This window comes from Rhodothermales bacterium (genome assembly GCA_034439735.1).
Lineage (GTDB): Bacteria > Bacteroidota > Rhodothermia > Rhodothermales > JAHQVL01 > JAWKNW01.
Genome location: JAWXAX010000084.1, coordinates 1 through 20,611, shown reverse-complemented (window position 1 = coordinate 20,611; position 20,611 = coordinate 1). Strand labels below are relative to the sequence as shown.

Annotated in this window: 15 protein-coding genes; 10 read left to right on the top strand and 5 right to left on the bottom strand. The window is 65.0% G+C overall.

The window, feature by feature from the left end; translation table 11 throughout:
• The first annotated feature begins 84 nt into the window (after nucleotides 1-84).
• The 4 genes from SH809_06920 to htpX all read left to right on the top strand — a co-directional run bounded on the left by SH809_06920 (nucleotide 85) and on the right by htpX (nucleotide 3,219).
• The gene (locus tag SH809_06920) at nucleotides 85-417 is read left to right on the top strand and encodes a tetratricopeptide repeat protein (protein MDZ4699418.1); all 333 of its coding nucleotides are present in this window, start codon (nucleotides 85-87) and stop codon (nucleotides 415-417) included.
• A 34-nt stretch (nucleotides 418-451) separates the two neighbouring features.
• Nucleotides 452-1,453 (top strand): LysM peptidoglycan-binding domain-containing protein, encoded by a 1,002-nt coding sequence (locus SH809_06915; protein ID MDZ4699417.1) that lies wholly within the window; start codon nucleotides 452-454, stop codon nucleotides 1,451-1,453.
• An 88-nt stretch (nucleotides 1,454-1,541) separates the two neighbouring features.
• On the top strand, nucleotides 1,542-2,321 hold the full coding sequence (locus SH809_06910; GenBank protein MDZ4699416.1) for a CPBP family intramembrane glutamic endopeptidase: 780 nt from the start codon (nucleotides 1,542-1,544) through the stop codon (nucleotides 2,319-2,321).
• A gap of 67 nt (nucleotides 2,322-2,388) precedes the next feature.
• Complete coding sequence (gene htpX, locus SH809_06905; GenBank protein ID MDZ4699415.1) at nucleotides 2,389-3,219, top strand: zinc metalloprotease HtpX; 831 nt, start codon at nucleotides 2,389-2,391, stop codon at nucleotides 3,217-3,219.
• Between the two features lie 50 nt (nucleotides 3,220-3,269).
• On the opposite strand, the gene SH809_06900 is transcribed toward htpX, so the two are convergent.
• Nucleotides 3,270-4,457: a hypothetical protein gene (locus SH809_06900; GenBank protein MDZ4699414.1), complete on the bottom strand. Its 1,188-nt coding sequence runs from the start codon at nucleotides 4,455-4,457 to the stop codon at nucleotides 3,270-3,272.
• A gap of 336 nt (nucleotides 4,458-4,793) precedes the next feature.
• Between SH809_06900 and SH809_06895 the strand changes: the two genes are divergently transcribed.
• Together SH809_06895 and rbsK are read left to right on the top strand one after the other, a co-directional pair.
• Nucleotides 4,794-6,800: a CheR family methyltransferase gene (locus SH809_06895; protein MDZ4699413.1), complete on the top strand. Its 2,007-nt coding sequence runs from the start codon at nucleotides 4,794-4,796 to the stop codon at nucleotides 6,798-6,800.
• Between the two features lie 51 nt (nucleotides 6,801-6,851).
• Nucleotides 6,852-7,775 (top strand): ribokinase, encoded by a 924-nt coding sequence (gene rbsK, locus SH809_06890; protein MDZ4699412.1) that lies wholly within the window; start codon nucleotides 6,852-6,854, stop codon nucleotides 7,773-7,775.
• A gap of 4 nt (nucleotides 7,776-7,779) precedes the next feature.
• Here rbsK and SH809_06885 read toward each other — a convergent pair whose 3' ends face one another.
• From SH809_06885 to SH809_06870, 4 genes are all read right to left on the bottom strand, one after another.
• Complete coding sequence (locus tag SH809_06885) at nucleotides 7,780-9,240, bottom strand: DUF1501 domain-containing protein (GenBank protein MDZ4699411.1); 1,461 nt, start codon at nucleotides 9,238-9,240, stop codon at nucleotides 7,780-7,782.
• A gap of 17 nt (nucleotides 9,241-9,257) precedes the next feature.
• A complete protein-coding gene (locus SH809_06880) occupies nucleotides 9,258-11,465 on the bottom strand; it encodes a PSD1 and planctomycete cytochrome C domain-containing protein (protein ID MDZ4699410.1) in 2,208 nt (735 codons plus the stop codon).
• Between the two features lie 77 nt (nucleotides 11,466-11,542).
• Nucleotides 11,543-13,960, bottom strand: coding sequence for an ATP-binding protein (locus SH809_06875; GenBank protein ID MDZ4699409.1), 2,418 nt, complete (start codon nucleotides 13,958-13,960; stop codon nucleotides 11,543-11,545).
• Between the two features lie 65 nt (nucleotides 13,961-14,025).
• Nucleotides 14,026-15,624: a M1 family metallopeptidase gene (locus tag SH809_06870; GenBank protein ID MDZ4699408.1), complete on the bottom strand. Its 1,599-nt coding sequence runs from the start codon at nucleotides 15,622-15,624 to the stop codon at nucleotides 14,026-14,028.
• A 119-nt stretch (nucleotides 15,625-15,743) separates the two neighbouring features.
• On the opposite strand from SH809_06870, the gene SH809_06865 reads away from it, so the two are divergent.
• From SH809_06865 to SH809_06850, 4 genes are all read left to right on the top strand, one after another.
• Nucleotides 15,744-16,475, top strand: a complete 732-nt coding sequence (locus SH809_06865; protein MDZ4699407.1) for a chlorite dismutase family protein — start codon at nucleotides 15,744-15,746, stop codon at nucleotides 16,473-16,475.
• On the top strand, nucleotides 16,472-17,905 hold the full coding sequence (gene hemG / locus SH809_06860; GenBank protein ID MDZ4699406.1) for a protoporphyrinogen oxidase: 1,434 nt from the start codon (nucleotides 16,472-16,474) through the stop codon (nucleotides 17,903-17,905). Before SH809_06865 ends, hemG begins: the two co-directional genes overlap by 4 nt.
• Before the next feature lie 9 nt (nucleotides 17,906-17,914).
• Nucleotides 17,915-18,967, top strand: coding sequence for a ferrochelatase (gene hemH / locus SH809_06855; protein ID MDZ4699405.1), 1,053 nt, complete (start codon nucleotides 17,915-17,917; stop codon nucleotides 18,965-18,967).
• Between the two features lie 3 nt (nucleotides 18,968-18,970).
• On the top strand, nucleotides 18,971-20,611 hold a 1,641-nt coding region (locus tag SH809_06850), incomplete at its 3' end, for a hydantoinase/oxoprolinase family protein (GenBank protein MDZ4699404.1).

The following is a 20,611-nucleotide window of genomic DNA, read 5'->3' as shown; positions in this document are numbered from 1 at the left end:
TGGCGGCTTCGGTGGAGGCGGCGGCAGTTTTGGGGGAGGCGGCGCCGGCGGGAGCTGGTAACTCAGAACCTGGAACCGAATCCCATGCCCCGTCTCGATGTGTTGCTCGGATTTTTGAACGAGGATCCCACCGATCCTTTCACGCTCTTTGCCGTCGCGTCCGAGTTTCGTAAACTGGGGGATACCGACCAGGCGCTCGCCTACTTCAACCGATTGATCGACGGGCATCCGACCTATGTAGGCGCCTATTATCACCTGGGAAAATTACTCGAGTCCGTAAGCCAGAAGGAAGACGCGATCGCCATGTACACCCGCGGAATTCGCGTCGCCGAGGAACAACGAGACGTTCATGCACGTGCAGAGCTACACGACGCGTTGCTCCGCGCCCGGGGAGTCGGATTCGACGACGAACCCTGAGCGTGCGCTTCACCCCATCGTTCGATTTGACGCCATGCGTTTCCTCCGACTGTTCGCCTCCTGCTGTTTGGTTTTCCTGTTCGCCGTTTCGGTCGGGTTCGCGCAGGCGCCGGCTTCGTCGTATACCGTCAAAAAAGGCGACACGATGTATAGCATCGCCCGCATGCACGAGATGACGGTCGACGAATTGCGGTCGTTGAACAACCTCTCGGGTACAGCGATCCAGGCCGGCCAGACGCTCAGGGTGCGCGCCCCGTTGACCGGGCCGCGCCCGACGCTCACCGAACCAACGCGCCCCCGACCGAACGACCCGGTGCCGCCTCCGGCCTCTCAGAACGCATCGGCTTCCGGAGCCGCTCAGCCAGCCGTATCCTACACATCGACATCCCGCGGCAAGCGCTCCTATACGGTGCAGCCCGGCGACACCTATTATAGCATCGGCGTCGCGATGGGCGTGCCGGCCTATGCTATCTTTGCGCTGAATGAGGGCGATGGATCCCCGCTGGCGCCCAACGCCACGATCTGGGTGCCCGAAGTGCCGACGCGCGCCTCCGACGGCCAGGCCCAGACCTACCGCGTGCGGCGCGGCGACACCATGTTCAGCATCGCGCGTGAGCATCAGGTGACAGTGGCCGACCTGCGCCAGGCGAACGGGATCGATGGTAGCCAGCTGGGCATCGATCAGGTGATCAAGATCCCGCGGCCGCAACTGAACGCATCGCGCGCTCCCCAACCGCTACCGCCCCTGTACGAACAGGGCCCTGTCGATATCTACCCGGACACCTTCGCCGGCCGCGTGTTGACCAGTGGCCGGCCGTACGACCCGACGCGTTTCACGATCAGTCACCCCGATCTACCGATGGAATCGATCGTCCTGCTGACCAACGCGGCGACCGGCATGAGTACGTTCGCCGAAGTAAGTGACCGCGGGCCGGCGGATACCCGTTTCATCATAGACATCTCTTCGGCGGTCGCGCGCGAGTTGGGCCTTTCCGTGGGAAGTCGCGACCCTATCCAGCTCCGCGTCGTGGAATAACGCCCGACACGCCCGTCTTCCCTATCCTTTCTCCATAGAGATGCGGCCCCGGTCGCATCTCTGACGGTATGGTTACGTAACGGCCGCTATGGCATCGCCGACAGTCAATCTCACCCTTTCAGCCGACCAACAGCCCCCGTCTACGTACATGGGGCTGACGCGGACGGCAACGTACGGTTTTTTGAGCGCCCTGCCGCTTATCCTGCTTTACGAAGCACTGATCATTGTCGCCAATGGAGGACGCGCCGGCGAAATCCGCGTCAGCTCGGAAGTCTGGCTCAAGGAAATCCTGGCCTCGATGGGCGCTCAGAGCATGCATGTCCTGGCCGGCATCGTGATCGTGATCGGTTTCGGTATCGTGATCTATGAGCGCAAGAAAGATATCCCGATTCGTCTGAGTTATTTCATCGGGATGATGATCGAGAGTATGCTCTACGCGGTGCTCGTCGCCATGCTCGTCTCCGAGATCGTGTGGCGGCTGTTTGATCCCACGGCCATCCAGACGGGCATCATCGCACAGGTGGAGATGGGGGATCTGTGGACCCAGATCGCCCTGTCGATCGGCGCCGGCATCTACGAGGAACTGGTGTTTCGCGTGATCGTGGTCGGCGGTGTCTACCTCTTCCTCCACGCCCTCTTCGGATTCAAGACCCTGGCCTACCTCATCGCCGCGGTGAGCGGCGCGTTCCTCTTCAGCCTGGTGCATTACATTGGCCCCCTCGGCGACACCTTCACCCTAGCCTCGTTCGCTTTCCGCTTTCTATTCGGACTCGCCCTGAACGTATTGTACCTGACCCGAGGCTTCGGTGTCGCGGCCTGGACCCATGCGTTGTATGATATCATGATCGTGACCCACCTGTTGGGCTAAACCCGAAGCCCGTTTCGTCGTACCAGGACTCGGCAACCCATCCACCACCCTTGTTCTCGCGACTATGATGAATTCCGTTCGCACCGCCGCCCTCATGGCGTTCCTGATCGTCCTCTTTACCCTGATCGGGCAGAGCATCGGCGGATCGTCGGGTATGACGATCGCGTTTGTCGTGGCCATCGCGATGAACGCCGGCAGCTACTGGTTCAGCGATAAGATCGTGTTGAAGATGTACCGGGCCTCGGAAGTGACGCCGCAAGAGGCGCCCGAACTCCATGCCATGGTCGATCGCCTGCGTCAGCGTGCCGGCCTGCCCATGCCGAAGGTGTACGTGATCCCTTCCGACCAGCCCAATGCCTTCGCCACCGGCCGCAACCCGGATCACTCGGCCGTGGCCGTCACCAATGGCATCGTGCGATTGCTCAGTCCGAGCGAACTGGAAGGGGTGATCGGGCACGAACTGGCCCACATCAAGAACCGGGACATCCTGACGTCCACTATCGCGGCGACGATTGCTTCGGCGATTACGATGCTGGCCCGCTTCGCGATGTTTTTCGGGGGAGGAGATCGCGACCGAAATGCGCTGGTGAGCCTGTTGATGCTCATCTTCGCGCCCATTGCCGCGATGGTCATCCAGATGGCCATCTCGCGGTCACGCGAGTTCGTGGCCGACCGCGACGGGGCGGAGATTGCCGGCAATCCGCGCGCGCTCGCCAACGCCCTTGCCCGGCTGCAGCAGGGCGCCGAACGCATCCCGATGACCGCCGGCAACGAGGCTACCGCCCACATGTTTATCGTCAACCCCTTTTTCGGCGGCATCGGGAAGTTATTCTCCACCCACCCGCCGATGGAAGAACGGATCGAACGCCTCCTGGAACTCGAGCGCACCGGTTTTTGATGGTTTAACGTGCCACGTTTCAACGAAATAACGTTCCCCGCGAAACGCCCCTAGAACACAAGCACCAGTTCCCCCTCCACGTCCAGGGGGAGCGGCCGCGGTTCTCCCGGTGTGCCGATCAGGTACTGGCCGGCCGACGAACGGAGCACGACACTCTTCGACGTCCATCCCCATACCTCCAACTTTCCCGATGTCATCGGCTGTTCGGCCACGAGGTGGATGGCATTGTCCGCCAGCGAGCGGATTGCCTTCTGGTAGAGCTCGCCGTGTACGAACACTCGATCGTATGCCATAAAGGCCCCATCGGGTGACCACACGGGGCGGGATTCGCTGGGCAGGACGGCGTCCGTGGCGCGGACGATGAAGGTCGCCTCGCCGGCCGCGACATCGTACACGGCCAGATGCCGCAGTGCCGGATCGGTCTGCGAGGTGACATCGAATGCCAGCTTCGTGCCGTCGGGCGACCAGCTCAGGTTTCGGGGGTGGTACCGGGAGCCGGCGACCGCGCGCTCGTTTGATCCATCGATCGCCGCGACCATCAGCGTCGAGTCCGGCTCGTAGGCCCGTTTCTCCCGATTGTATTCGAGCTCCCGCAGGACATACGCCACGTGGCGACCCGTCGGCGACACCGCCACCTCGTGTTTCTTCAACAGAGAAAGGGAGGACCGGGTGGCGCAGGTAGCCGCATCGACGGCAACGATGGTCTTTCCATCCCCCACCACCAGTCGGTCCTCTTCGGCCCAGCCGTAAACAACCGTCGACGTACGGCACCCCGAGGGGCGGACGTCCATCGAGGCGACATCGACCACCACCAGACCGCCAGCGCCCATCGCCTCACCCTCCCTCAGAAAAAACCCTATCGCGAGCGCACCATAATCCCCACGCCAGGCTAACGTCACCTCGCGTGCGCGCGGCGCGAGGGGCGCCGTTTGCACGCGGTCCTCCGTGAGATCCACGAGGGCCAGGTGGGTAGAATCGTTTCGGATGAACGCAAGGGCGAGACGGTCACCTGCCCGCGCCCGCGCCACCACCCGTTCGGCGGGTAGCGCGACGTCGTCGCCGCGTAGCCATCCCTTACCATCCACGACCAGTTTGCTGTAGCTATCAGTCTCTCGCGCCTCGACGACCGCCGGCGCGACAGGAGGCGGAAGTGCCGCCGGCGCCGAGCAGCCTGAATAGGCCAGTGTGATCAGGACCGCGGCCCGAAGGGGAATGGAGACTACCGGCTGGTGGCGCATCGTTGTTTCGAACAAAGGAAAGGGGTGACGACCGGGCGACGGAAGAGCGGGTGGTGGGCACGCCTGGTCAAAAACAGGGCCAGAAGGTACGAAATGTCCAATTCGTTTGCACTCTGAGCACGCCGGCTACGGCTGGAAGCCTACGCGTTGTAGGCGAATTGTCCGCCACGAGAATGCACGGAAAGTGCTGGAATTCCTCCCGATCGTGCGTGTAGTTTCCAGTCACATGTCGTCCAGTTCCAGCGGCTGCCCTGCATCGCCCCCCCGAGCCGCCCTTTCTGTCCTCGGGATTATCTCCTCCGGAGCACGTCACCCCGGCTGTTTCAACACAGCCCGATGCCCTTTACCGCCATGTTCACCACACTGGATACGCCGGCCGCTTCGCGCACGCACTCGCCACATCTCCGTACGGCCGCTCCATTCCTCAGCCTCATCGAAGACCTGACCGACCGGACGCACCGCCGCCTGATGGGCTTCCTCCCCGACCCGAACCAGGCGCTGGCCGCGCTGCTCGACCGTGCGGGGGCTACCTCTCCGCTGGGGTTCAAGTCATTGACGCCGGCCCAGGTCTTGCGCCGGCTAAACCGGCGCATGCGGGCGTGTAGTGCAAGCGATATGACCACCTATGCGCGGTTGGCGATCGATCAACCCGACGAACTGGCGTCGCTCCGACGCAGCCTCCACGTCCGATCCAGCCGCTTCTTCCACGACCCGGAAGCCCTCTTTGTACTCGAGCGGTATGCCATGCTCGCACTATTTGCGGCCGGGACGTTAAAAACCAGCATTCGCGTACTCGTCACGGGATGCGCCAGCGGAGAGGAGGCCTACACCATCGCCATCCTATTTCATGAATACGCGCGGTGCATGGCGCATCCGCCGACGATCAAGGTGCACGCGGTCGAAAACGACGTCACGCTCGTCGAAGCCGCGCGGCGCGGTCATTATCCACGGACGATTGCCGGCGACCTTTCCGAGGCCTGTCTCGCGGCGTATTTCACGCCGGAGGTGGACGGCTACGCCGTCGCCCGGCATGTACGGGATTCCGTCACCATCCATCATGGCGTGCCCCAAGGCGACGCCGCGTTAGAGGAACTGGATCTCATCGTCAGCCGGAATCCGGTGTTGCTGATGGACCCCGTCCGCCAGGATGAACTGCTCCGATCCTGCCATGCCCGGCTGCGGGCGGGCGGGTACCTCCTGCTGGGCTCGGCGCTCCAGGCGGACGACGCGTCGGCTTTTTTCGAAAGCGTCGTCGGTTCCAGCGGGCTCTACCGGAGCCGCGACACGTCGTCCTGCGAAACCCTGCCAGCCTCGCTCTCCGAAGTGACGCTGTCCGAAACGCACCAGAAGCAGCGCTCGCGCGGGCTCCTCGCCTATGCGAAGCATCTGAAGGAAGAGCTTTTTCAGAGCGAGGAGCGCGCCCGCATGGGACACGAGTATCTGGACGCCCTCGCCTCGCCGACGGAGGCCGAGATGGCCGCGCTGGACCGCGCCTATCGCCGGCTCGAACAGCTGGTGGCCGCCAGCAACACAGGGTTCCTCCACATCGACGGCGACCGGCGCATCCAGCTCTTCTCCCGCGGCCTTCGGCAGATCCTCGCCCTGGACCCCAACGACATAGGCCGGCCTATCGCCGACTTCTCCTGGCCGATGCGATCCACGCTCGAGGACATGATCGCCTCCGCCCAGCGCGCGCAGACGGCGACGGAGCGGACGCTTCTCATCGCCGACCGCACCTACCAGGTGCGGGTGAGCCCCGTGGACGACCTCACGGAGAGCGCCGGCAGTGTCGTGTGCTCGTTCGTCGACTCGACGACCCATGCCCGCGCCGACGAGTGGCTGGAGTTACAGGGACAGGCGTTCGACCAATTACACGACCCGGTCATCGTCACGAACTGCTCACTGCAGGTGTTGTTCGTCAACGAATCCGCCTCCCGGCGGTACGGCATCGACCACACCGCGTCGGCCGGCCGGGGCCTGGGTACATTGTTGCAGATCGACTGGCCCTCGCAGGAGGAGCGTCAGAAGGCGTACGACGCCCTGGTCGAACGCGGCTCGTGGGTGGGCCGGCAGGTCCATCGCACCCTCGACGGACAAACGTACGAGGTAGAAACCGCCGTCAGCATGTTACGGGACGCGCGGCGCGAGGAGATCGGACTGCTCATCTCGGTCCGCGAGCTCGACTACCGGACGGTGGTCGGAGCCGAGGCCCTGCGGCGAGTGATCGACGACCTGAGCGACCGGAGCACGTTACTTTCGAGCGACGGTGCGCCCGTCGGTGCGATTCCACTTCCGGCGCTGCGCCCCAGCCGGCCACCGAGAGAACGGCAGGCGGCGCGTTAGGGATTGACAGGCCGGCGAAGCGTATCTTGGGGCGTCTTATCCTGAACGCCCATGCCCGGCCCCCGCATCGTTGTTATCGGTTCCGTCAATATGGATTTGGTTGTCCGCGCCGAACGGTTGCCGGGGCCAGGAGAGACCGTACATGGCCATTCGTTTATGATGGCGCCCGGTGGCAAGGGCGGCAACCAGGCCGTGGCCGCCAGTCGGCTGGGCGGTCGGGTTGCCCTGATCGGGTGTATCGGGGACGACCTCTTTGGGCAGTCTTTGGCTGTACGGCTCCGGGCGGAAGGGGTCGACACCGCCTCACTTTTGATCGCGCCGGGGACCGCGAGCGGCGTGGCGCTCATCGGCGTGGATGCCGCGGGCGAAAATGCGATCACCGTCGTCGCCGGCGCCAACGGTACGCTGTCTCCGGCCGACATCGAGGCCCGCGAAGCCCTCATCGCGGCGGCCGACGCCGTGCTCGTTCAGCTCGAAATCCCCCTGGAAACAGCGGCCTGCGCCCTCCGCCTCGCCCGCCGCCACGGCGTCCTGTCGATCCTGGACCCGGCGCCGGCGCCACGCGCGCCCTACCCCGCCGGCCTGTTCGAGGCGGACATCCTGACCCCCAACCAGGCCGAAGCGGAAGCGTTGTCCGGCATCCGAATCGTCGATGCCTCCTCGGCCCAGGAGGCGGCCCGCGCAGTACTGGGGCTCGGCGCCCGCGCGGCGACGATTACGATGGGCGATCGAGGGACCTACGTCGTTTCAGACCGATGTTTCCACGCGGCGCCCATCCCTGTTCATGCGGTGGATACGACGGCCTGTGGCGATGCGTTCGCGGCCGGCCTGGCGATCGCCCTGGCGCAGGGCCGCACGATCGAGGAGGCCGTGACGTGGGCCAACGCGGCCGGCGCCCTCGCCGCGACACGCGCCGGCGCGCAGGACGCCATGCCGTCGTGGGAGGAAGTGGACCGCCTGGTCGCGACGCGGTGAGCCTTCACGCGAGGATCGCCCGCACCACCTCGCCGCTCACATCCGTAAGCCGAAAATCGCGCCCCTGGAAGGCGTACGTAAGGCGCTCGTGGTCGAGCCCAAGCTGGTGCAGGATCGTCGCCTGGAGGTCGTGCACATGCACCCGTTCGTCGATCCCGTAGTAGCCGATTTCGTCCGTCACACCATACGTGACGCCCGGCTTGACGCCACCGCCGGCGAGCCACATCGTAAAGGCCTCGCTATGGTGGTCTCGCCCTTTAAACGGGTTGGACACCCCGCCCCGGTTCTCCATCATGGGCGTCCGCCCGAACTCGCCGCCCCATACGACGAGCGTGTCGTCGAGCAGGCCGCGCCGTTTGAGGTCGATCACCAGCCCCGTCATCGCCTGATCCACCTCCTTGCACCGCTCCACGAAGCCGTAGTTGATCGATTCGTATTCCGTGGTGCCGTGGGAGTCCCAGCCGTCGTGGAAGAGCTGGACGAAGCGCACCCCGTTTTCGACGAGTCGGCGGGCGAGCAGGCAGTTGTTGGCGAACGAGGCCACGCCCGATTCGGCGCCATAGAGCCGGCGGGTTTCCTCGGACTCCGCGCTGACGTCCAGCACCTCGGGGGCGGCGATCTGCATCCGGAAGGCCAGCTCGTATTGCTCGATGCGGGTGAGGATTTCGGGATCCAGCACGTCCTCGTAGTGACGCTGGTTGATGGTGTTGATGGCGTCGAGCGCCAGCCGGCGCGTGCCGCGGTCCACCCCGGGCGGGTCGTTCATATACAGCACCGGCTCATCGCCCGAGCGACACTGAACGCCCTGAAACACCGTCGGCAGGAAGCCGCTGCCCCAGAGGCTTTTTCCGGCGCTGGGCTCGGCGCGGCCGGAGACGAGGACCACGTAGCCGGGCAGGTTGTCGTTGTCGGACCCGAGCCCGTACGTCACCCACGACCCCATGCTTGGCCGGCCGGTCCGCGCGTGGCCCGTGTAAAACAGGAGCTGCGCCGGCGCGTGGTTGAACTGGTCGGTGTGCACAGCCTTGAGGAAGGCGACCTCGTCCACGATGGTCGCGAAGTGCGGGAGCACGTCCGATACGTAAGCGCCGGACCGCCCGTGCCGGCGGAACGTGGTGTGGGGGCCGAGCATCTTCGGCACGCCTTCGATGAACGCAAAGCGTTTGCCTTCGATCAGCGAGGGCGGGCACTCCTGCCCGTCGAGGCGGGCGAGAGCCGGCTTGTAGTCGAACAGTTCCAGCTGGGAGGGGCCCCCTTCCATGTGGAGGAAGATGACGCTCCGCGCCTTCGGCGCGACGCGGGAGGCGGCGTGCAGGACCTCCTTGGCCGGTGTTCGTGCGCCGCCGCACGCGCCGAGCAAGGACGTCAGCGCCGCGGCGCCGAGGCCGGATGAGCAGGTGCGAAGGAAGTGTCGGCGTGTTTGATGGGCGCCGAGGGTGTGTCGGTAGGCTTGAATCGGGTCCATGTCGCGTTGCCTGCTCCTCATGGTTTCATGATGAACGCATCCAGGTTCAGGAGGGCCGAGGCCACTTGAACCAACGCGGCGCGTTCCGGCGTGGCCGGCTGCAGCGGGCCGGCGGCCGCGGCGAGGGTGTCCGCGGGTGCACCGGCGTACCGGGCGCGGGCCGCGTGGTGCAATTCAGTGAGCGTCCCCAGGGTCTCGGACGAGGGCGGGGCCAGCAGGGTCAGGCGATAGCCGTGCGTGATCTGGTCTTCGAGCCCCGGGCCTGCTTCGGCCATGCGGCTGGCGAGGCCCCGGGCCATCTCAACGTAGACCGGGTCGTTCAGGGTAACGAAGGCCTGTAGCGGGGTGTTGGTGCTCACCCGGCGCGACACACACTGCTCCCGGCTCGGGCTATCAAACGCGGCCATCGAGGGGTAGGGGCTGGATCGCCGCCAGTAGGTGTACAGGGCGCGCCGGCGACGGTCCTCCGGGTTGTCGGCGTTTTTCCACTGGATCTGGGGCCGGAGTTGGACGCTCCAGATGCCGGGCGGCTGGGCCGGCATGACGCTCGGGCCGCCGATCGACGGATGGAGGAGCCCGCTCACGACCAGCCCCTGGTCGCGGATCTGCTCGGCCGAAAGACGAACGCGCGGTCCCCGCGCCAGCCACAGATTGGCTGGATCCTGCTCCAGGAGTTCCGGCGTGAGCCGGCTGGTCTGGCGATAGGTGGCCGAAAGGACGATCTCCCGCAAAAAAGGCTTGATGCGCCAGCCGTGGGTGGTGCGGAGGCGGACGGCGAGCCAGTCCAGCAACTCGGAGTGGGTGGGCGGCTCGCCCTGTGTCCCAAAATCTTCCAGCGTCTGCACGATGCCTCGCCCGAAGAGGCCGGCCCAGAGTCGGTTCGCGAGCACCCGGGAGGTCAGCGGGTGATCCGGGCTCACGATCCATCGAGCGAAGCCGAGGCGATTGCGGGGCAGCTCGGGCGCCATCGCCGGCAACGAGCCCGGCACGCCCGGTTCGACGACCTCGGCGGGATCCAGCCAGTTTCCCCGGGTGAACCGATGGGTGACGCGGCGGGCATCCCCCTCGAGTTCCATCATGATGGGCGTATGCACCGAATCGGCGCGCAGTGCATCGTACGTCGCGAGGTGCGGAGCCTCCGAGTAGTGATCCGTATCGGCCGTGTTGTTGAAGAAGGCGTAGGAGGTGAAATACTCCTCGTGCCGGAACGGGTCGTAGGGGTGGCTGTGGCACTGGACGCAGACCATGGTGGTGCCCATCCAGACCTCCCAGGTCGTGTTGACCCGATCGATCACGCCGGCGACGCGAAACTCCTCGTCGTCCGTCCCGCCTTCGTCGCTGGCCATGCTGTTGCGATGGAAGGCCGTGGCGGTGCGCTGAGAGATGGTAGGATCGGGAAGGAGGTCGCCGGCGAGTTGTTCGATGGTGAACCGGTCGAAGGGCATGTCTGCGTTAAACGCCTCGATCACCCAGTCCCGATAGGGCCAGATTTCTCGGTGAAGGTCGGGCCGGTAGCCTTTGGTGTCCGCGTAGCGGGCGAGGTCCAGCCAGGTGGCGGCGAGGTGTTCGCCGTACGCCGGCGTGGCGAGCAGGCTATCGACGAGGGTCAGATAGGCTTTCTCGCCTGGTGCTCGGCAATAGGCGTCAGCCTGGTCGGGAGCGAGGGGTAAGCCGGTGAGGTCGAGCGCGAGCCGGCGGAGGAGGTCGTAACACGCGGCCTCCGGGCTGAGGACCAGGTCCTGCGCTTCGAGCCGGGTCAGGATGAAGCGATCGATATCGTTTCGGATCCAGGGAGACGAGATGTCGGGCGGTGTGAGAGTCGAGTCGGGCGGCACGTAGGCCCAGTGGGTTTCGAACGGAGCGCCAGCCTCGATCCAGCGGGTGAGGAGGTCGATCTGGTCACCGCTCAGCGGCGGATGTTCGAACGGCATCCGCTCCTCGGGGTCGGAGTGACGAATGCGGCGGATCACCTCACTGGAGTCGGGCTGCCCGGGGACGATGGGGATGCGGCCGGATTCGCCAGGAACCTGGGCCTCATCAGGAAACAGCAGGCTGAAGCCGCCGGCCTGACGGACACCGCCGTGACACCGGAGGCAGTTGGCATTGAGCACCGGGCGGATATCGTCGTTGAACGAAACCGGCGTTCGGGCAAAACGGAACGCCGCGAGGCCGGCGGCAGCCAGCGACACGCTCAGCATCAACAGGAGGGGCGTTCGCCAGGTCATGGATACGCGGGCGAGGGTGGACGGAGACCCTCCAATCTACGACCTTCACTCAAACGGAACACCTTCGTCCGCCCCGGTCATCCCCCGACGGCCAGAAGAACCGATGTCGCCGACCGCATGTAGCGCTGTACGACGCGCTGCAGCGCGCCGGCCTGAAGGGGTAGTTGGAGTACATCTACGACGCCAATGGCCTGAAGCTCGCTGCGACGGACGGCGCTGAGGTGCATCGCCAGAGCCACCACATAGGCATCCCCCGCGTCGAATCGGAGCGCCGGCTGAGTGGCGACGGCCCGTTCAATCTCATCGAGCCCCAGCACGATGAGCCTACTTCCTCCGCCGGCACTCGCGGCCAGAGCGTCGGCCGGGCGTACGACGTCGACCCTACAGCCGAGATCGCCCAGCATCTTAAGCACGAGTCGCTGGTGGAGCGGGTGTTTTTCCGCCACGAGCACCCGCGTATCGGCCACGGAAAGGCCGGCGGCCGCGCTGAGATGGGTAAACGGCTTCTTGGAAAAGGTCTCCTGGAGTTTCGTGAACAGCCCCAGCACCCGCACTGGACGGTGAAGGTACACATCCGCCGGCAGGGTGCGGTTGCCGGAATCGCCTCCCAGAGACACCATGGCCAGCACCGGCACGTGCACGCAGGAGGCAGCAAGCGTCGTGTTTAATTGGCCGGCTTCTTCGCGCGTCAGCCGGCTATCGATGATGAGGGCATCAAACCTGGCCGACAGGATCCTGGACTGTGCCTCCGCGACGCTTGCACAGGGTTCGACGACCAGATTCATCGCGACCAGCCGGCGGCTGAGTATCGCGCGGCTTTGCGGATGGGGTTCGAGCAGCAGGATCCGCTGCGCCACCGGGAAGGCGCGATCCGCCTCGCCGGTATCGCCGGGTAGGGCATCCGCGACGATCGTGCAGTGAAACGTGGTACCCACCCCCTCGACACTCTCCACCCACATCGTCCCCCCCATCAACTCCGCCAGCCTGAAGGAGATCGACAGCCCCAGACCCGTGCCGCCGTACTTGCGGTTGGTGGAGGCGTCGACCTGCGAGAACGATCGAAACAACCGATCGACCTTCTCCGGCGGGATCCCGATCCCCGTGTCTCGTACGGTGAAATGAAGGGTGTACCTGCCGTCTGCCCGTTCTTCAGCGCCGACGCGGACCTCGATCTCTCCGCACTCGGTAAACTTGACGCCATTCGCCAGGAGGTTGACCAGGATCTGGCGCAGGCGCGTAGGGTCGGTATAGATGCGCTTCGGGATTCCAGGCTCCAGTTCGTACAGCAATTCCAGACCGTGGTCCGCGGCACGGGTCGCCAGGAGATCGAGCGAGCCTTCGATCAGGTCGTGTACGTATACGGGCAGACGCTCGAGTTCGACTTTGCCGGCTTCAATCTTCGAAAAATCCAGCACGTCGTTGATGATGCCGAGCAGCGTCTCGCTGGAGACGAGGATGGTCGAAACAAAATCGCTCTGTTCGCTCGACAGCTCGGTTTCGCTCAGCAGACTTGCCATGCCGATCACGCCGTTCAGCGGCGTCCGGATTTCATGGCTCATGTTCGCGAGGAAGGCGCTCTTGGCAAGGGTGGCGCTCTCCGCCTGGTCGCGCGTCTTTTTTAGCTCGCGCGCGTAATCCATCAGGGCCTGCTCCGCCTCGATGCGTTGCGTGATGTCCTGCACGATCGAACTAACGCCCACCACCTGTCCATCCGCCGAACGCAGCGTCGTATTGAACCACTCGCAGGTGATGCGTTTGCCGGCTTTTGTCTGGTTGGTGTTCACGCTGTAGGTCCCCCCCTGCCCGGCCAGTAAGGTTCGGGTCAGGGCGATCACCTTCTCCTTCTCCTCCACAGGAAACATTCCAGGAATGATCCCGATGACTTCATCGCGTGTGAAACCAAACATGCGCTCCGCCGCCGGATTCCATTCGACCACGTTGAAGTTCCTACCCCACTCGATATACGCCAGAGGCGAATGTTCGATGTGAAAGCGCAGCCGCTGTTCGGAATCCCGCGTCGCCCGGCTGATTTCTTCCTGCTTGCAGATATCCTGAAGGGTACCGATCAGCTTGACCGGTTGGCCCTGATCGTCATATAAAACGCGTCCGCTGCTGATCGTCCATCTGATCTGCCCATCGGGCAGCAGCAACCGATGTTTGATCGTATAGGCTTCGTTGCATTGGAGCGCGCGTTGGACCACATCCAGAAACATAGGTGCATCCTCTGGATGAATCCGCTGGAGGTAGCCATCGAAGTCGGGTTCGCCCTGTTCTCGGGCAAAGCCGGCGATGCGAAACACCTCGTCCGACCATACGATGCGCCCATCCGATGGGTAGTAGCTCCAGGTCCCCAGGTTCACGAGGCGCTGCATCTCGCCGAAGAGCAGCCTCGTTTCACGCAATTCTTCTTGCAGGGCGCGCAGCACGGCCCCCTCATCCGACGCGTTTCCGTTCGGAGATTCTGGCGCCGCAGCCTGTGTATCGGGTATGATCATCAAGGGCCTTACCCTCTGTTGTCCAAATGGCATTCTCAGAGAGGTATCGACCATTCGAGCCGCCGCTATAGGTCTTCTTCGAGCAGCACGGCACCATCCGGATCCACCACGATGCGATCTATCGGCCCGGACGCGGTGAACGAAAACCGCTCGGAAACGCCCGAAATGTCCACGGTCTCACGCCGCGCGCCAGGCGCCGACCCGAGCGCCAGTGTGAGCGGAAACCGGAAGGGCGCCTCGCGCTGGGTCTGGTTCACCGTCACGACGACCTGCCCCGCGTCGTACGTCCATAACACGGCCACCTTCGGGTGCCCCGGCCGCTCGAGCCACTGCTGAAAGAACCACCCGAGTTCCTTCCCATAGGCCTCTTCCATGACGCGCTGGAGGTCGGCGGACGTGGCGTTGGCGTCGCGGTAGGTGGCGTAGTACGCGCGGATGCCGGCCCAGAAGGCCTCCTCGCCGAGGAGGCCGCGCAACATGTGCAGCACCCAGGCGCCTTTCTGGTAGCTGTTGGTATTGAGATGTTCGTTCGGATCGGTTGGAGCCGGATTGACGAGCGGCGCGCCGGCGTTGCGGCGATAAAATCCCAGCACGGCGGCCCGCGCTTCGGCCATGCCTTCCTGCAATCGTTCACGGCCGAGGGTGTGCTCGAAATACAACTCGGCGAAGTAGGTGGCAAACCCCTCGCTCAGCCAGATATGGGGCCAATCGGCTTCCGTGACCGAGTCGCCGAACCACTGGTGGGCAATCTCGTGGGCCACCGTCACCGCGTTCGCGCGCTCGCCGGTGATCGCGTTTTCGTTGTAGAAGATCGCGCCGGCGTTTTCCATCCCGCCGTACCGCGTCTTAGACTGCACATTAGCGAGTTTCTCATAGGGAAACGGCCCGATCCGCTGCTCGAAGAAGCGGAGCATGTCCAGCGTCACCCCGAAGTCGTGGAAGCCGGCCTCGCGATCCTCGGGGTACACCCACGACTGGATGGGCACGTTCTGGTATTCGCCCTCGTGGCGTACGGCGAAACGGGCCGCCCCGAACACCATCACCTTGGTCGGCAACGACGCCTCCGTCTTCCAGTGCGTAAGGCGCATGCCGCCGGGCAGGTCCGTTTCTTCGACGAGCCGTCCGTTCGCGATCACCTGGTAGCCGGCCGGCGCGCGGACGACAAATTCGCAGGTCGCCTTGTCGGAGGGATGATCGATCGTAGGCAGCCAGTGCCGCGCCCGGTTGGGCCAGTTATCGCCAAAAAAGGTGCGGTTGCCGTGCCGGTTTCGGGAGACGATTAGCCCGTCAGTCGGCGTGCCGGCATAGGTAATGGTGAAGACGCGCTCCTCACCGGCCTGCGAGGGTGACGACAGGGTAAGTAGAAGTCGGTCCTCGATCTGGTTGAACCGGATCGGCCGGCCATCTTCGAGTACCGCATCGACCCGCATGCCTGTTTCGGCGGGCCCGGTGGGCGAGACCAGGTTCAGGGGCAACGCGGCGACATCGGGGCGCGTGAATCGTGCCGTAAGCGTCGTCTCGCCCTCGATCCGGTCGGCCTCGTCGCTCAGCGTCAGCTCGAATACGTAGTGCAGGACATCGACGCCAGCGACCTGCGCCGCCGCGAGCCGCGCCGGCTGGCCGAGTCCGAGAAGCACCAGGCAGATCCAAAGATAGTTGCGCATCGTTGTATCCCTTTCGATCATGTAAATCGGTCTAAGGTTTGAAGTTGAAGGTTTAAGGATGTTTGCATGCACGCTTTTGTACCTTGAACCTTGACTTTGAACCTTGAATCCATCCCCTCATGGCACTCGATATCGCGATTCCCGAAAAAAAGGGGCTCGACCTGCGTGAAAAAGGAAAGGCCGCCGACGGCGCGGAACTGGCCTCCGATCGCCGGCTGTATATGCAAATGCTGGCCTTTTCCGGCTGCCAGCACACCCATCGGATCGTAGAAACGCTCGAAGACAGCGTTATCCATGGGGTCCTCTACGAGGAGTTAAACGACCCTACCGGCGTCGGGCTGCTGACATTCAGTGAGGACGCCAACTATTTCGTGGACGTCGTCCGCCCGCTCGTGCATCGGCATCCGTTTTCGGACCTTACGTTTAAGCCGGAATTTACGCTTTTCGGACGAACCTACACGATCGGGTACGAAACCGATCTGGACGAGGTCCTGGTCGAGCGACCGATCCGGCATGCGACGCACCCGGACTGGCCCTGGGCGGTCTGGTACCCGCTGCGCCGCAGCGGGCGTTTCGAGCAGTTGCCCCGCGAGGAACAGCGCGCGATGCTTATGGAGCACGGCGGCATCGGGATGGCCTACGGCCGGGCGGACCATGCGCACGACATCCGGCTCGCCTGCCACGGGTTCGATGTAAACGACAACGACTTCATCGCCGGCTTGATGGGCAAAGAACTCTATCCGCTGTCGATGGTCGTCCAGCACATGCGCCGCACACGACAGACGTCGGAGTTTCTTGAAAAACTCGGCCCCTTCTTTGTAGGTAAAGCCGTATGGCGACGCGCAACATGAGTCGAAAAACGGTAGCGGTGATCGGGGCCGGCATCAGCGGTCTCGCCGCGGCCTATGCCCTCGAGCGGTCGGCAAGCGGTCTGGGGATGGATCTGCGCGTGATGGTGTTCGATTCGGCGCCCGAGGTCGGCGGGAAGATCGACACCGTGTACCGCGACGGGTTCACGATCGAGCGCGGGCCGGACATCTTCCTGGCGCGGAAACCCGAAGGGATCCGCCTCTGCGAGGCGATCGGACTCGGGAGCGAGATCATCGGCACCAACACAGACCCCGGCCGGATGGGGAGTCGGATCTACTTCAAGGGGTCGTTTTATCCGCTTCCCGAAGGACTCAGCGGCCTCGTGCCGGCCCGCCTCGGCCCGCTCGCGCGCAGCCCGCTGCTTTCGCCGGCCGGTAAGATGCGCGCGGCGCTCGACTACGTCCTGCCAGCCCGATATGGCGACGACGACGAGTCGGTCGGCGCCTTCATCACCCGCCGGCTCGGCCAGGAGGCCTTCTCCCGACTCGTCGATCCGCTACTGGGCGGCATTTACGGGGGCGATGGGGATGCCATCAGCCTGATGGCCACCTTTCCGCAACTCCGCCGGCTCGAACGCATTCACGGGGGCATCCTCCGTGGCCTCCAGGCGGCCCCCGCCGTTGAACCCGCGGCGACCACGCCGTTTGTCTCACTCGCCGGCGGCATGCGCCGCCTCCCGCAAGCCGTCGCCGCCGCGCTCTCGGAAGTTCGCACGGGCATACGGGTGGCCGGCATCAGCCGGAAAGGCGCCGGGTACACGCTGGAGCTGGAAGGCGCACGCGCCGTGACCTGCGATGCCTTCATCGCCGCGACACCCTCCTTCGTCTCGGCCAATCTGCTCCGCCCGTGGGCTCCGGAAATCGCCCAGCGGCTCGATACCATTCCCTATGGCTCGATGGATGCGGTTTTCCTGGCGTATGACCGAGTCGATGTAGACCACCCGCTCGATGCCTACGGCTACATCACCCCGCGCAGCGAGGGACGCGCCGTACGTGCGTGTACCTGGATGTCCACGAAGTTACCGGACCGCGCGCCCGCCGGCCGAGTGCTCCTGCGGATGTTCATCAACGGAGCCAGCACCGGCTCGAGCAATGCCTCGAACAGTGCCTCGAACAGTGCCTCGACCGATCCGCAAGACGATCGCCTGGTGCGGATCGCCGTGAGCGAAGCCCGCGACGTGCTCGGCATCACGGCCGCCCCGCTCTTCCACGTTGTGCAACGATGGTCGTCCTCGATGCCCCACTATGCTGTCGGTCATGTGGATCGCGTGGCGGGTATCGACATCGGGCTGCGCCGCCATCCGGGCTGCTTTCTCGCCGGCGCGGCCTACCGCGGCGTCGGCATCCCGGATTGCATCCGCGATGGCGAACGCGCCGCCGGCGAAGTGATGGCCTATCTCCCCAAATCCTGATCCCCCCACATGCCCCGCACCGGAATCATCCTGTTGAACTTCGGCGAGCCGGCCGAGGCGACGGCCGAAGTCGTGGTGCCTTTCCTCGAACGCATCTTCTACACCAACGCCCCACTCGAGGAATACCCGAACGAAGAAGCGCTGCGCCGCCGATGCCGCGAGCTCGCCGAACGCCGCGCACCGGGGTTGATCGAGGATTATAAAAAGATCGGTGGCTCGCCGCTGGATGGGCAGGCGCACCAGCAGACCGAACGGGTCGAGGCACGGCTCGCGGCCCGCGGCCACGATGTCCGCGCCTACACGGGCATGCAATTCACGTCCCCGACGATCGCCGAGGTCGTGCGCGACGCCCTGGCCGATGGCGCCGACCAGTTGGTCGGCTTTTCCGTCTACCCCCTCTGCGGCGTCACCACAAACGTCGCTGCCCTTAACGCGGTGTGGGAGGCCGCCGCGGAACAGGGCTTTTCGGGCCCTGTGCGGGGCATCTCGGGCTGGCATGCGTCGTCAGCCTACGTACGCATGCGGGCGGACCACATCGCGCGGTCGACCGCCGATGCGGGTATCGACCTGCACGACCCGGATACCCTGCTGTACTTTTCCGCCCACGGCACCCCGATGAAATACATCGAGGCCGGCAGCCGGTACGATCAATACGTGGAGGAGAATTGCCGGGAGATTGCCGGCTTGCTGGGCGTGAAATACACGATCGGATATCAGAACCACGCCAACCGCAATATCGCCTGGACGCAGCCCGACAACGCGGCGCACGTCAAGGCCGTCCGCGCCAGGCGCCTCGTCGTAGAGCCCATCAGCTTCCTCCACGAGCAGTCGGAAACGCTCGCCGAGTTGGACATTGACTTCAGGGAAGAGGTCGAAGCCGAGGGCATGGCCTTCTTCCGGGTGCCTGTACCGCACGATCATCCCGGGCTAATCGAGGCTATGGCGGACCTGATCGAGCCGTTGCTCCAACCCGAACCCCCCTCCGCGCTCTACCCCTGTCGCTGCCGACCCGTCGAGGGCACCTTTTGCACCAACGGAGGCCGGGACCTTGGCGCTCGGTAGCCCATGCCACACACGACGCTCATAGGGATCGACGTCGGGGGGACGTTTACTGATTTTGTGCTGCTCGAACAGGGCGTCCTGTGGGTGCTCAAGGTACCGACGACGCCGGACGATCAGAGCGCCGGCATCCTCGCGGGGCTCGAACGCCTCGGGGCCTCCGACGAGGCCCTCGTGGTGCACGGCACCACCGTGGCGACAAATGCCCTGCTCGAACGCCGCGGCGCACGAACGGGGCTGCTCACTACGGAAGGATTCACAGACGTGCTGGCGATCGGCCGGCAGCATCGCCCGCACCTGTACCGCCTGGAATCCACGCGGCCCGAACCGATCGTGCCCCAGCCCTGGCGGCGGGGCATCCCGGAGCGCATCGACAGCGCCGGACAGGTCGTCCAGCCCCTCGATGAAGCGGCCGTCCGACGCGAAGCGCTGGCGCTGGGGGCGGCCGGCGTCGAGAGCATCGCCATCGTCTACCTCTTCTCCTTCCTCCACCCGGAACACGAACTACGGACGGCGGCGATAGTGCGGGAGGAGTTGCCGGACGCCTTCATCACCCTGAGCAGTACCTTGCTGCCGGAGTACCGCGAGTACGAACGCGTAGCGTCTACGGTCATCAACGCGTATGTCCAGCCCCTCGTAGCCCGGTATCTGAACCGGCTGGGCCGGGCGTTGGGACGTCGGAGCGTACGCATCATGCAGTCGAACGGCGGCGCGATCGACCTGGACCTGGCGGCAGACCAGGCGGCGCGGCTGGTGCTGAGCGGCCCCGCCGGCGGCGTCGTGGGTGCTTTTGCCCTAGCCCGCCAGGCCACCGGGGACGAGCGGCCCCGGCTGATGACCTTCGACATGGGCGGCACGAGCACCGACGTGGCGTTGTGCCCCGGTGAAGTGCCCCGGTCGCCCGAGAGCCACATCGACAGCCTACCGCTACGCCTCCCGACGATCGACATTCACACTGTAGGCGCCGGCGGGGGCAGCATGGCGCGGGTGGACGCCGGCGGCGCCCTGCGCGTGGGGCCCGAAAGCGCCGGCGCACGTCCCGGGCCGGCCTGTTACGGACGCGGCGGCATCGCACCCACCGTCACCGACGCGAACCTGGTCCTCGGCCGGCTCCATCCCGGGGCGTTCCAACACGGCGACGGGCGCGCGCTGGATGTCGAGGCCGCGCGGCAGGCCATCGGACGGATCAGCGAACCCCTCGGCCAATCGGTCGAACACACCGCACTGGGCATCGTCCGCATCGCCAACGCCACCATGGAGCGGGCGCTTCGCCGCGTATCGGTCGAGCGCGGCCACGATCCACGGGCGTACCTCCTGATGCCGTTTGGCGGCGCTGGCCCGCTCCACGCCACCGACCTCGCCGCGGCGCTGGACATGCGCCGCATCCTTGTGCCGCTTCATCCCGGCGTGCTGAGCGCGCTGGGACTGTTGATGGCGGACGTCGTGAGCGACGCCTCCCACGCCATCCACCGGCCGGCTGAAGCGTTGCTTGAAAACCCGGCGCCGCTCGCCGAAGGCGTCGCGAGGCTGTGTGGCATCCTCCTCGCTCGCCGGCCGACCGCAGAGACGGGCCGGCGTGTAGAGGCATTCGTCGACCTCCGGTACCGGGGCCAGAGTTACGAACTCGAAACACCGCTGGAACTGCCC